The sequence below is a fragment of the Terriglobales bacterium genome (genome assembly GCA_035937135.1).
Taxonomy (GTDB): domain Bacteria; phylum Acidobacteriota; class Terriglobia; order Terriglobales; family Acidobacteriaceae; genus DASYVL01.
This window is the reverse complement of record DASYVL010000167.1, coordinates 1-12,500: the sequence shown is the minus strand read 5'-3', so window position 1 is coordinate 12,500 and position 12,500 is coordinate 1. Positions and strand designations below refer to the sequence as shown.

Annotated in this window: 11 protein-coding genes (1 of these 11 running past the window's edge); 1 reads left to right on the top strand and 10 read right to left on the bottom strand. The window is 67.0% G+C overall.

Going from position 1 to position 12,500, the window contains the following annotated elements; translation table 11 throughout:
* Nucleotides 1-13, top strand: the 3' end of a protein-coding gene (locus VGQ94_09780; GenBank protein ID HEV2022804.1) for an alpha-hydroxy acid oxidase. 1,166 nt of this gene lie to the left of the window's left edge; only the last 13 of its 1,179 coding nucleotides appear in the window; the start codon falls outside the window, past its left edge; it ends in the stop codon at nucleotides 11-13.
* A gap of 4 nt (nucleotides 14-17) precedes the next feature.
* Here the strand turns inward: VGQ94_09780 and VGQ94_09775 are convergent, their stop codons facing one another.
* The 10 genes from VGQ94_09775 to VGQ94_09730 all read right to left on the bottom strand — a co-directional run.
* The gene (locus tag VGQ94_09775; protein HEV2022803.1) at nucleotides 18-308 is read right to left on the bottom strand and encodes a hypothetical protein; all 291 of its coding nucleotides are present in this window, start codon (nucleotides 306-308) and stop codon (nucleotides 18-20) included.
* An 18-nt stretch (nucleotides 309-326) separates the two neighbouring features.
* The gene (locus VGQ94_09770) at nucleotides 327-749 is read right to left on the bottom strand and encodes a PPOX class F420-dependent oxidoreductase (protein ID HEV2022802.1); all 423 of its coding nucleotides are present in this window, start codon (nucleotides 747-749) and stop codon (nucleotides 327-329) included.
* 146 nt (nucleotides 750-895) lie between these two features.
* Nucleotides 896-2,119, bottom strand: a complete 1,224-nt coding sequence (locus VGQ94_09765) for a DUF711 family protein (protein HEV2022801.1) — start codon at nucleotides 2,117-2,119, stop codon at nucleotides 896-898.
* A gap of 82 nt (nucleotides 2,120-2,201) precedes the next feature.
* Entirely contained in the window at nucleotides 2,202-4,040 is a 1,839-nt protein-coding gene (locus VGQ94_09760; GenBank protein ID HEV2022800.1) for a M2 family metallopeptidase, read from the bottom strand.
* A gap of 24 nt (nucleotides 4,041-4,064) precedes the next feature.
* Nucleotides 4,065-4,712 (bottom strand): thiamine phosphate synthase, encoded by a 648-nt coding sequence (locus tag VGQ94_09755; GenBank protein ID HEV2022799.1) that lies wholly within the window; start codon nucleotides 4,710-4,712, stop codon nucleotides 4,065-4,067.
* 31 nt (nucleotides 4,713-4,743) lie between these two features.
* Nucleotides 4,744-5,634: a TIGR00730 family Rossman fold protein gene (locus tag VGQ94_09750; protein HEV2022798.1), complete on the bottom strand. Its 891-nt coding sequence runs from the start codon at nucleotides 5,632-5,634 to the stop codon at nucleotides 4,744-4,746.
* 1 nt (nucleotide 5,635) lies between these two features.
* Nucleotides 5,636-5,911, bottom strand: a complete 276-nt coding sequence (locus VGQ94_09745; protein ID HEV2022797.1) for a hypothetical protein — start codon at nucleotides 5,909-5,911, stop codon at nucleotides 5,636-5,638.
* A 9-nt stretch (nucleotides 5,912-5,920) separates the two neighbouring features.
* Entirely contained in the window at nucleotides 5,921-8,674 is a 2,754-nt protein-coding gene (locus tag VGQ94_09740; GenBank protein HEV2022796.1) for a tetratricopeptide repeat protein, read from the bottom strand.
* A 127-nt stretch (nucleotides 8,675-8,801) separates the two neighbouring features.
* Complete coding sequence (locus VGQ94_09735) at nucleotides 8,802-9,893, bottom strand: exo-alpha-sialidase (GenBank protein ID HEV2022795.1); 1,092 nt, start codon at nucleotides 9,891-9,893, stop codon at nucleotides 8,802-8,804.
* Nucleotides 9,894-10,028: 135 nt separating this feature from the next.
* On the bottom strand, nucleotides 10,029-12,500 hold a 2,472-nt coding region (locus VGQ94_09730), incomplete at its 5' end, for an efflux RND transporter permease subunit (GenBank protein HEV2022794.1).

Here is a 12,500-nt window from a genome sequence, read left to right as displayed (position 1 = left end):
GGCGGAAGAGTGAGTGGCTAGCCGATGTGCCCCGGACCCGGAGGAGCGCCCGGAGGAGCACCCGGGGTCGCGCCGGGAGGTGTGCCTTCTCCCTTGCGCACGGCGATGACGAGGGCGAAGACGCCGGCCACGGGCAGCGCCAGAATGAGGCCGGCGATCAGCCCTCCCACGATGCACGAGACCAGGCCGACGATGCCCAGCGTGGGCTGTCCGCGCTTCCTGCCGAAGAAATACGGGATCAGCCCGCAAAGGGTCCCGCCGATCACCGCCCCGATCAACCTCGCAACCAGCTGAGTGGTGGTGTCCATGTGCTCGGTTCTCCTTGATTAGCGTTGGAGTGCCTCGGAGCCGCCAAAACAGTAGCAGGGTTCTGTGCCCTTGAGGACGTGGATGGCCATCACGGCGTGCTTGCGTTTTCTCAGCCTGCCGAAGAAGTCCCCCAGGCGCTTCAGCCAGTACTTCTGCCGCAGGAGCTGGTGGCCGCGGGCGGCGCCCGCGGCGTCGAGGATCTCGGCGCGGGCTTCCACCCACTCGCCCTTCGGGTTCCCCCGCAGGTCGCTGGGCACGACGCGCACCCGCGGATCATTGCGGATGCGCTTGACCTTGCCGGAATCGGCCAAGGAATAGACGAAGAGCACGCCCTCCTCCTCGGCAAACCAAAGCGGCGTGCGCACCGCCGCGCCGCTCCTGCGGTAGCTCTCCAGGTTCAGATACTTCCTGTTGGTGAATTGGGCCAGGTGGGAGTCCACACTGGAAACCCTTTTACCACAGGGAGCGGAGGAGCGTCTTGGGCCCCGTACAGGCGAAGGACCCTTAGACTGCCCCTTCGACAAGCTCAGGGCTCGCTGCGCTCGGCGAAAAGCAGGGCAGGCTCTCTGCCACACGGTCCCGGCAGCTAGGGCAGCGGCTGGAGGGTGGCGTTGACCAGGTAGGGATCGTCGAAGGCGCTCTTCTCGCCCGCTTTTTTTCCTTTGACGGGCAGCAGGCGGGCGGAGAGCGGCTTGTGCCACTTGACGGAGAGCGAGGCCATGTCACCGATGATGCGCGCCAGCTGGTCTTCGGTGATGTCGCCGGGCAGGGGAATGGTGTCGAGGCCCGTCCCGCAGACGGCGGAGTAGGCGAGTAGGGAGTCCAGCGTGAGCGCGCCTTCGCTCCAGCGCTGCGCCAGACGCGAGTCCTCGAGCACGGGCAGCATCAGCCCAGAGTAGCCGGCGTGCTTTACGGGGATGTCGCGCAGGGCGCTGGTGATGAGCGCGGCAGCGGTCATGGTGCCGCTTGCGCCCACACGCTGCCCGGTGAAACTCTCGAGCGCGGCGCCGATGGAGACGTCCTTGAGCGGCGCGGGCGAGAGATCCATCCCGCCGTAACCCCAGCCGGATTGTTTCTCGATCCGCAGAGCCACGGCTTCAATGGCGCGGGCGTGGGCGCCGAGCGATGTGACCAGCGCCTGTCGCGCCCCAGCCGGGTCGCCGGGCGCCGAGGCCAGGGCCTGGTTGACGACGTTGGCGGATTCCAGCGCCACGGCGAACGAGTGTCCCGGGCCGCGATGATACGAGCCGGGATAGAAGGGCGTGCCCTCGGGCAGCATGGAGGTGGCGGCGAAGTGGAAGTTGCCCTGGCTGTGCGCGCTCTCCTCGGCCAGGAACTTCATCACGCGGGCGGCGGCGCGGACCGCGCGCCAGTGGACGCCATCTTCGCCCGCCACCACCAGGCTGGCGTCCAGGTTGGGATTGGCTTTGAGGATCTCGCCCAGCAACTCAGCCTGGGCGGGGTCGTCGAAATCGGTGAGCATGGCGGGGCCGATGGCGGCGAGGAAGTTCTCCTTCGCCGCAAGCTGGTCGTACTCGTGGAAGAAGGCCAGCGCCTGCTCGCGCGTGAGGCCACGGGTGTACTCGGGGAAGGGCTGGGTGGAGATGCGGATGGTCTCCACCTCGTAGCCGGCCTTCTCCAGGCTGGCCTTGGCCTTGCCGAGGAAATCCAGGGTGTTGTGGACCTGCGCCTGGTAGCTGGCGCGGTCGAGGCGCACGAAGGCGGTGATGGCGCGGACTTTGGGCTTCTCGGCGGCGCGGGCAGCCAGAGGGATCAGCAGCAGGAAGAAGAGGAGCCGGCGTAGCTTCATTGTTACCTCAAGGGGCTAAAGCTCCTCTTTCATCGGTCCTCATACGGCACGACTGAAGTCGTGTCCCTCGGAAAGATGCTCATCACTCCCAGCCCGGCTTGGCGCCGTTCTTGGCGTTCTGCTCGTCGAGCCACTGCTTGAGGGGCGCGAAGTAGTCGAGCATGGCGGTGGCGTCCATCTGGCGCTGGCCGGTGATGGCTTCGAGGGCGTCGGGCCAGGGACGGCTCGCTCCCATCTCCAGCATCGTCTTCAGCTTGGCGCCCGCGGCCTTGTTCTTATAGATAGAGCAGCGGTGCAGCGGCCCAGTGAAGCCGGCCTCCTTGCACAGGGCGCGGTGGAACTGGAACTGCAATACGCGCGCCAGGAAATAGCGTGTGTAAGGGACGTTGGCGGCGACGTGGTACTTGGCGCCGGGGTCGAAGTCGGCTTCGCTGCGCGCCATGGGCGCCGCGACTCCCTGGTACCTGGTGCGCATCTCCCACCAGGACTTGTTGTAGTCCGCCGGCTTGATCTCGCCGGAGAAGACGCGCCAGCGCCACTGGTCGATGAGCAGGCCGAAGGGCAGGAAGGCGACCTTGTCGAGCGCCTGCTTCATGAGGAAGCTGAGGTCGCCGCCCTGCTTGGGCGCCTGCTCCAGCAGGCCGACCTCGTGCAGGTATTCGGGGGTGACGGAGAGGGCGATGGTGTCGCCGACGGCCTCGTGAAAGCCGTCATTGGCGCTGCCCAGGAAGAGGTAGGGCTGGTTACTGTAGGCGCGCTGGTAGAAGTTGTGACCCAGCTCGTGGTGGACGGTGATGAAGTCCTCACCGGTGATGCGCAGACAGGCCTTCAGGCGGACGTCCTCTTTGCCGTCCACGTCCCAGGCGCTGGCGTGGCAGACAACGTCGCGGTCGGCGGGCTTGGTGAAGAGCGACCGCTCCCAGAAGCTCTTAGGCAGGGGCTCGAAGCCCAGCGAGGTGAAGAAGCGCTCGCCGTAGCTCGTCATGCCGCGCACATCCAGCTTCTTGGCCTTGAGCAGTTCGGTGAGGTCGTAGCCGGGGTCTTCGTTGGGCGGCGCGACCAGCGGGTAGATGTTCCCCCACTCCTGCGCCCACATGTTGCCCAACAGGTGCGCGGGGATGGGACCGGCCTCGGGAACCACGTCCTTGCCGTACTTCTTCGCGAGCTGCGAGCGGACGTAGGTGTGCAGCGAGACGTAGAGCGGGCGCACCTGCTGCCACAGACGCTCCACTTCCGCGGCGAACTGGTCCGGGGGCATGTCGTAGTTGGAGCGCCACAAAGCGCCGGCGTCCTTGAAGCCCATCTCCCGCGCGCCCTTGTTCGAAAGCTCGACGAAGCGGGTGTAGCGCAGGCGCATGGGCGGCGCGACGGCGTGCCAGCCGGCCCACAGCTCCAGCAGCTCCTTGGGGTCGCGGCTCTCGGTCATGATCCTGCTGATGGCGGTGAGGTCCAGGCACTCTCCGGATTTGCGGCAGTACTTGCCCTTGCCGTAGTCGCTCTCCAGCGAGACGCCGATGTTGATGAGCTCGTCGCGCTCGGCGGCATTCGAAGGCGGCGGGGCGGAAAGGCCGAGCTTGAGCAGGTGGAGCTTGCGGGCCACGTCCGGCGGGAGCTTCAGGCCCTCGAACCGGCGAGACTTCTTGGCCAGCTCGGTGACCGCGGCACTCTGCTCCTTGGCGGCGTCGGCGGCCATGGCTTCGGTGTCGTCGGTAATGAAGTTCGACTGCACCCAGGCGGCCCGGGCGGCTTTCAGGTCGAGCTCGCGCAGCCGCTTCTCGGCGGCGTCCACGAAGGCGCGCGCCTGGGCCACGGTGGGCGCGCCAGCGGGCTTCGCCGCTTGCGCGAAGGCCAGGGTCGAGAGCAGCAGAAGAAGAACAAGTGCGGCAACGGCAGGTGCTGCGGACAACGAGCGCTTGATCATCGAGGTCTCCAAAGGGCATCCATTCTACATCCGGAGTCTGCGGACGACACTGGCAATGTCGTCTTGCTGGAAGAGGCGGATGGCGGCGATTCCGGTGGCGCCGGCGTCGAGGCACAAGGGGACGTTTTCTAGCGTCACGCCGCCCAGCGCGAGGACCGGGATGCGCTGGTGGCAGGCGCGGCGCAAAAGGTCGAGGCCGCGTGGGGTCGCAACTCCTGACTTTTCAAAGACCGGGCCGAAGAGGGCGAAGTCGGCGCGAGCGGCGGCGGCGCGCGCGACCTCGTCGACGGTGTGACAGGAGACGCTGATGACCGGGTTTCTCGTTTTTCGTTTCTGGTTTCTCGAGGCGCGGGCCCAGAGGGCGCGGAGGTCGCGGGGCGAGATGTCGTCGGAGCGCAGGTGGATGCCGTGGGCGCGGGTGGCCAGGGCGACGTCGGCACGGGAGTTGATCAAGAGGCGAGGCGCGAGACGGGAGGCCCGAGTTTCGAGCAGAACCCGCATGGCTTCCCGGGCCAGCAGCTCCAGCTCGCGGGCGGGGAGGTCCTTTTCGCGGAGCTGGATGTAATCCACGCCGGCGCGAGCGGCTTCGGCGATCTTCTGGAGCAGGCGCTTGCGGCGCGCGGATTCCGAGCCGGGGAACTGGTTGCGGTCGGTGATGTAGCAGAGGATCACGTTGCGTCCGAAGGGGCGACGGGGGCGGCCCTCACGTCCCGCGCAGGGGCGAAGGAGGGCGGCGCGGCGGGCGTCCGGCCTCGCCGGGCTCGAGGTGATAGGTGGTAAGCCAGGAGCGCAGCACCTGGAAGCCCTCCTCGGGGGAGTCCACGATGCGGAACAGGTCCATGTCCTCGGGGGAGATGACGCCGGCGGCGAGCAGCTCGTCGAAGTTGAGGATGTGCTGCCAGAAGGCGCGCCCGTAGATGACCACCAGGATGCGCTTGGCCAGCTTCTGCGTCTGGGCCAGCGTCAGGATCTCGAAGAGCTCGTCGAGGGTGCCGAAGCCGCCGGGGAAGATGACCAGCGCCTTGGCCAGGTAGGCGAACCAGTACTTGCGCATGAAGAAGTAGTGGAACTCGAAGTTGAGTTCCGGGGTGATGTAAGGGTTGGGCGCCTGCTCGAAGGGGAGCTGGATGTTGAGTCCGACGGTGACGCCGCCGGCCTCGGTGGCGCCGCGGTTGGCGGCCTCCATGATGCCGGGTCCTCCGCCGGAGGTGACCACGAAGCGGCGGCGCTTGGGAGGCAGGCTGCGGGACCACTCGGTGAGCATGCGGGCCATGCGGCGCGCGTCCTCGTAGTAGGCGGAGGTGTCCAGGGCGTCGCGGGCACGCAGCAGCGCGGCCTTGTTCGAGGGCGCCTTGCCGCCGGCCTTCTGCACCGCCTCCAGCTCCTGCTGCGCCTGGGCGCGGGAGCGAAAACGCGCCGAGCCGAAGAAGACCACGGTGTCCTGGACGCGGAGCTGGCGGAAACGCGCCTGGGGCTCGATGTATTCGGAGACGATGCGCAGCAGACGCCCGCTGGGACTGTGCAGGAAGGGCGCGTTCTCGTAGGCCAGGGGCGCGACGGGGCCGGACGGTTTGTCGTCGGGGCGTTTTCCCATGTCAGTGGCTCTCGCGGTAGTTGAGCGCCTCCCAGATCCCCAGCCAGAGGTCGAGGAATCCCAGGCCGCTGACGGCGCCGCGCAGGGCGGCGCTCTGGGTGAAGGCACGCAGCGCGGGCGAACCGGTGAGCAGCGAGTTCTCCGTCCAGATGCGGGTCCAGGGCAGGGCCACCAGCAGCATGCCGATCCACACGCAGAACATCACGAAGGTGATGAGCGAGATGCGCCGCAGCCACAGAGGCGGGGTGTCACGAGGAGACGCGGGCGCTCCGCTCATTGTGGGATTCTACGACTTCAGGGCTTTGATGCGGTCGGCCACGTCCCGATAATCAATGTTGGCGCCATAGACCTCGAGAAAATTCTGAAGAGCGGCCTGCTTGTTGCCGGTGGCTTCTTGGGCGGCGGCCAGGTCGTAGTACACCGCCAGCCTGCCCTCCTGGCCGAGTTCGGGGGCCTTGAGCGCCTTCTCGTACCACTTGATAGCGGCCTCGGGAACACCCTTTTCCATGAAACATTGAGCCAGCCAGGTATAGGCCTGCACCGCCTGGCTGAAGGGAAGTCCCTTGTCCACGGCCTGGCAGACTTTTTGCAGCTCGCCGATGGCTTCGTCGAGCAGGCCCATCTCCTTGAAGGCGATGCCCAGGTTGTAGTGGTTGTCGGGATCCTCAGCCTCGCCCGCCGCCTCTTCCGCGTCCTCCTTGAACTCGCTGAACATGTCGGAGAGGGCAGAGGTGGCTTCCTGATGCTTGAAGGAGATCGCGGGCGCAGGAGCAGCTTGGGGCGGCGGGGGCGGGGCGGCCTGGCGCGGAGGCGCTGCCGCGGGCTTGGCCGCAGGCGGAGGCGGAGCGGAGATGGTGAAGTCGTCGCCCAGGGATTCTTCGAGGCCGCTGACCAGGTCGCCCAGGACGTCCTGCGCAGCGGCGGGCGGCGGCGGAGCCACGGGCTTCGGTGGGGGTGGCGGAGGTGGCGGCGGAGGCGGAGGAGCTTCGACCACAGGTTCTGCCGCAGCGGTGTCGATGGTGAACTCGGCCACGCTGGGTTCGGCGGCGGGCGTGACTTCCATCACCGGCGGCTGGGCGATGGCCGCGGCCAATTGCTGGCGCAGGGCGGCAGGCTCCGGAGAACCGGGCGCCAGGACCTGCAGGCGATCGATGCCGGCGCTGGCTTGCTCCCACATGGACTGCGAGAGGCAGAACTTGATCTCTTCGATGAGGTCGGAGGAGACGGCCTTGGCAGCGGTGTCGCGCCCGATGAACTGAGCCGTGGGCTCGACGGCCGGGGGCTGCTCCACCGAGGTCATCTGCTCCCATTCGCCGGAGAGATCGATCTCGCGGGCAGCGGCGGGCGCAGCCGGCGGCGCCTCGGACGCCGCCACATCCATCATGCTGAACTCGGCGACTCCGCTGGCGGCAGCCGCGGGCGGGGCCGCTTTCATGACAAAGTCGGCCGCGGCAGCCAGCGGGGGCGCTCCGGCCACCCGCTCGCGGTACTTGGCGGCCATATCCTCGTACTGTTTGGCCTGTTCCTTGTATCCGGCCGCGGTGTACACCGACTGCAGGGTGTCGCAGCACTTGGCGGCATCGGCGAAGCGGTTGACGCGGGCGTAGAGCGAGGCCAGACGGTGGTTGATCTGGCCGTCGCGGGGCGCCTTGGGCAGGGCAGCCTCCAGCGGAGGGATGGCCTTGGCCGGCATGTTGTAGGAGTCGAAGAGCTCGGATTCGGTGACCGCCACCTTGACCGCCTCCGCCAGCTCCTTGGAATACTCCTGGTCCAGAATGGGCGCGGCCTGCTCCAGCTCGTCCACCATGAAGGCCTGCTCGCCCTGTTCCTTGGAGAGAGGGCGAACGGCGATATCCTCGCCCAGCCTGGCGATCACCTGCTTGTAGTTCTGGGCATGGATGGGGTTCTCGGGCTCCATGTCCACCAGCTGTTTGTAGAGGTCGCGGCCCTTGGCCAGTTCGCCCGCCTGCACGTAGGCGTGGGCGAGCAATTCCGAGACCTCGGCGGCGTGCGAGGTGTCCCCGGCCTTGCCGTAGAGGCGGTGAACGATCTCGAGCGCCGGAGCGTCCTCCTTGATACGAGAGAGGCTGGCGTGCAGGGCCTCGACCATACCCTGGGCGTTGGTGGCCAGGAGCTTGTCGGCGTGCTGGTCGTAGAGCTTGAGGGCGCCTTCGAAGTCGCCGGCCACCAGGAGGGCTTCGGCGTAGGCGCTAACCCCGCCAGGGTCGTTGTGGACGGTGAGCAGCTTGCTGGCCGCGGCCCCGGCCTCGTCCAGGCGCTTCACCAGGAGCAGGGCGCGGAGCAGGGCACGCAGGCCGTCGGGGCGGGAATCGATGTTGGGGATCTTCTCCAGGTAGGCGACGGCGGCGGCGCCATCGCCAGCGTCGGCTGCGATCAGGCCGCGCAGCATGAGGGCGTCGCCATTGGCGGGATCGAGGTTCAGCACCCGGCCCAGCGCCTCGCTGGCGCTGTCCATCGAGCTCGAGCCCTTGGCGTAGAGCGCCTGGGCCGCGTTCCAGAAGATGTTCTTCGCGTCCTCCTTCTTCCCCAGCTTGATGTAGAGGTCCGCCAGCTTCGACTGCATGGCGGTGTTCTCGGGATCGAGTTCCAGGATCTTCTGGAAGATGCGGGCGGCTGCCTCGGTGTCGCCCGACTTGATGTAGGCATCGGCCACCTGGACATAGTGCTGGCGGGCGTCGTTGTACAGGCCCTGCTGGGTGTAGAGCTCGGCCAGCTTCATCAGAGCGTCGGTGCTGCCCGGGACGAGCTTGGTGAGCTTCTTGTACATGGCGATGGCTTTGACGGTGAAGCCCTCGCTGCCGTAGGCGTCGCCAACTCTCTTGAAGCAGATGGCGGCCTTGTCGCTCTGACCGACGCGGCCGTACAGGTCGCCGATGGTGTTGAGGACGGTGAGGTCTTTGGGGTCCTCTTTGGAGACCTTTTCGTACTCGGTGATGGCGTTCTGGATCTTGCCCTGCTGGACGTACTTCTCCGCCGCCGCCAGCACCTTCTGCCTGTTGAAGCCGAAACCGAGCGCCATAAGGTCGAACCCCGGGGTAGCGCTCCTCCGGGAAATTACCTCAGAACACCCGGGGAGCCGCCTACGGGAGTGGCCGTAAAGTTAACACAAAGAAAGGCATATGCCCAAGGGGGCTGGGGGCCGGGTTTCAGGGGGTCAGCGCCGCCTCCAGGGACATCACCGAGGGCAGGTGGCCGGCGAGCAGTTGCCAGGAGTCTCCGGCGTTGCGCGAGTAATAGATCTCGCCGCTCGTGGTGCCTACGTAGACGCCGGCCCGGTCACAGGAATCGGCGGTGAGGGCGTGGCGCAGCACCTGGGTATAGACGCCCTTCTGCGGCAACCCGCGGGAGAGGCGCCGCCAGGTGGCGCCGCCGTTGCGCGAGCGAAAGACCCCCAGACGTCCATCGCAGACGTAGCGGCGCTCCGCGCCGAACTCGGGGACGACGAAGATTGTCTCGGGCGCGTTGGGGTCCACGGTGATGGGGAAACCGAAGCGTGAGGGCAGGCCTTTGGAGATGTCGTCCCATTGCGCGCCGGCGTCGCGGGTGCGGTAGACGCCGCAGTGGTTCTGCTGGAAGAGCCAGTCGGGACGCGAGGGGCTCATGTGCATGGCATGGACGCACTGGCCGACCTCGGGGTATTTCTCGGGTATGAAGTCGGCGAGGACGCCCTTATTAAATGGCTGCCAGCTCTTGCCGTCGTCGTCCGAGCGGAAGCATCCGGCGGCCGAGATGCCTACGTAGATGCGCTTGGGCCGCGACGGGTCGGGGAGGATGGCGTGCACCATCATGCCACCGCCGCCCGGGTTCCAGCGCCCGCGCGTGGGGTGCTGGGTGAGTCCGGCGACCTCGTGCCAGTTTTTGCCGCCGTCGTCGGAGCGGAAGAGCGCGCCGGGATCGGCGCCGCACCACAGGGTCTGGGGCCGCGAGTCGCGGTCGGCAGCCACCCGCCAGACGCGGTTGAGATTCAGCTTGCGCTCGGGAGCAAAGCTGATGCCGGCGCTCGACTTCTGCCAGGTCTTGCCGCGGTCGTCGCTCACCTGCAGGTCGGGGCCCCACCAACCGCTGTAGACGGCTGCCCACAGGCGTCCGCTGCGCGGGTCGCGGTAGAGGTGGTTGACCTCGCCGCCGGCGAAGAACGGCCCTTCCACCTTCCACTTCCGGCGGCCCAGGTCGCTGCGGAAGAGGAAGGCTCCCTTGCGTGTCCCCACCAGCAGATGCACCTCGCGCGCTCGCTTCATCCCGCCCTCCTTGGCCTGCCATCCCGGCAAAAGTTCAGAGCATACCCGGTGGGAAAGCGGGATTCAACTCCGGTGAGGCTAGAGCTGCGTTGGGGTTTGTCCTGAAAAGGGAGCAAATCGCGCCCCGGCGCTCGCTCAGCTCGCTGCGACCCGGCGGGTCAGATAGAACTGAACCGCCGGGGTAACCAGCAGCGACAGCACCATGGAGATCAGGATCCCGCCGATCACGGCGATGGCCAGCGGTTGCAGCATCTGCGAGCCCGCGCCCCAGGCCAGTGCCAGGGGCAGCATGCCGGCGACCGTGGCCAGAGCCGTCATGACGATGGGGCGCAGGCGGCGCCGGCCCGCCTCCAGGATGGATTCCTCGGGGGAGAGGTCCTGGGCGCGGAACTGCTGCTCCGCATCCAGCAGCAGGATGCCGTTCTTGGCCACGATGCCCACCACCATGATCAGACCCATGAAGGAGCAGACGTTGAATTCCGTCCGGGTGATGAGCAGCGCCAGGAAGACGCCGCAAGTGGAGAGCAGGGTAGAGGCAAGGATGGCCACCGGCGCGCGAAAGTTGCGGAACTCGAACAGCAGGACGAGGAAGACGCACAGAATGGCGAGCAGCAGCACCAGCACCAGGTCGTGGAACGAGCGCTGCTGTTCCCGGTAGGTCCCTCCGTACTCGACCCGGATGCCCGAAGGCAGGTGGAGGTCCGCGACCGTCTTTTGGACGGCGGCTACGCCGCTCCCCATGTCCCTTCCTTCCAGACGAGCGGTGACGGCAACCATGCGCTGCAGGTTCTCACGCCGAATCTCGGTCTGCCCGGGCAGCTCCATCAGCCGAGCCAGCGAACCCAGGGTGGCGGTATGCCCGCTGGCGCTGTTGAGCAGAGTATTGCTCATGGCCTCCAGCGATTCGCGGTGGGCCTCCGGATAGCGGACGCGGATGGTATAGGCGCGGTCGCCGACCACCACGGGCGTGGACGCCGGCTCCCCTTGCAGGATGGCGGCCGCATCGGTGGAGACCTCTTCCGGGGTGAAGCCGGCCCGGGCTGCCGTCATGGGATTGACCTCGAAGCTGACCGCGGGGCCGCTGATGGTGTTCTCGATCCCGTCCAGCACATCCACCACGCCGGAGACCTTGGAAATCGCTTCCCCGACCCGCGGGGCCCACTCCCGCAGGAGAGCGGCATCGGGGGAGAAGAGCTTGATCTGGATGGGTTCGGGGGCGCCGGTGAGATCGCCGATCATGTCCTGCAGGGTCTGAATGAACTCCACGCTGATGGCGGGCTCCTGCTGCGCGATCTTGTCCCGCGCCTCGGCCATGATGTCGTCAATGCCGCGGTGGCGGCTGTGCTTGAGTTTGACCGAGATGTCGCCGGTGTTGGCCTCGGTGACCGCGGCCAGGCCGAGCTGCATCCCGGTGCGCCGTGAGGTGCTCTCCACCTCGGGAAGCTCGTGCAGCATGCGCTCGATGTGAGTGACCACCCGGTCGGTTTCCTGCAGGGAGCTGCCCGCGGGCATGACGTAGTCGATGACGAAGCCTCCCTCATCCATCTCCGGCAGCAGGTCGGTGCCCAGCATCTCGTAGGAGACAAAAGAAACCAGGGTGACGCCGGCGGCCAGGAGCGCGACCTGCCCGGGGTGGTGCAAGGCATGGCGCAGCCAGCGCTCGTAAAAGCGGATGACGGCGGTGAATCGCGCATCACTCCCCGCCGCAACGCCTTCCTTCTTCGCCGGATGAATCAGGTACTGGCTCAGAGTCGGGGTCCAGCTCATGGCCAGGGCCAGCGAGGCGCAGAGGGAAACGGCGACGGTGATGGCCAGCGCGCGGAAAAAAGTCCCGGTCACGCCGGTGATGGAGATCAGCGGCAGGAAAACGACGATGGGGGTGACGGTGGAGCCGATGAGGGGAACGGTGATCTCGCGCAGGGCGGCGTGGATGGCGTCAAATCCGGATTCGCCCAAGTCGCGGTGGCGCACGATGTTCTCCACCACCACGATGGCGTCGTCGATCACCAAACCCACGGCGGCCGCCAGCCCTCCCAGGGTCATGAGGTTGAAGCTCTGGCCCAGGAGCTTGAACACGATGCAGGTGATGAGCAGCGTCACCGGGATCACCAGCCCGGCGACGATCGAGGTGCCCCAATCGCGCAGGAAGAGCACCATGATGATCGAGGCCAGGATGATCCCCATGAGGACGGCATCGCGCACGCTCTTGACGGACTCGCCGACGATGATGGACTGATCGTAGAAGGGCTGCAGGTGGATGCCGGGAGGCAGCGACTGCTGGATGCGGGCCACCTCGGTGTGAACCTCGTCGGCCACCGTCATGGTGTTGCTGTCCGGCTGGCGGTTGATGTTGAGCAGGACCGCGGGTTTGCCGTTGGAGGTGACCCGGGTATAGACGGGCATCACCGAGGGGCCGACGCGAGCGACGTCGCCGATGCGCACCGGGATGCCGGCGGGCGTGGTCTTGACCACGATTTCTGCGATCTGCGCGGGACTCCTGACCTGGCCGTTGACCAGCGCCAGGAACAGCTGGTGGTTGCGCTCCAGCAGGCCGGGGGACTCGATGAGGTTGGTGCGGCGGATGGCCTCCAGCAGATCGGTCACCGT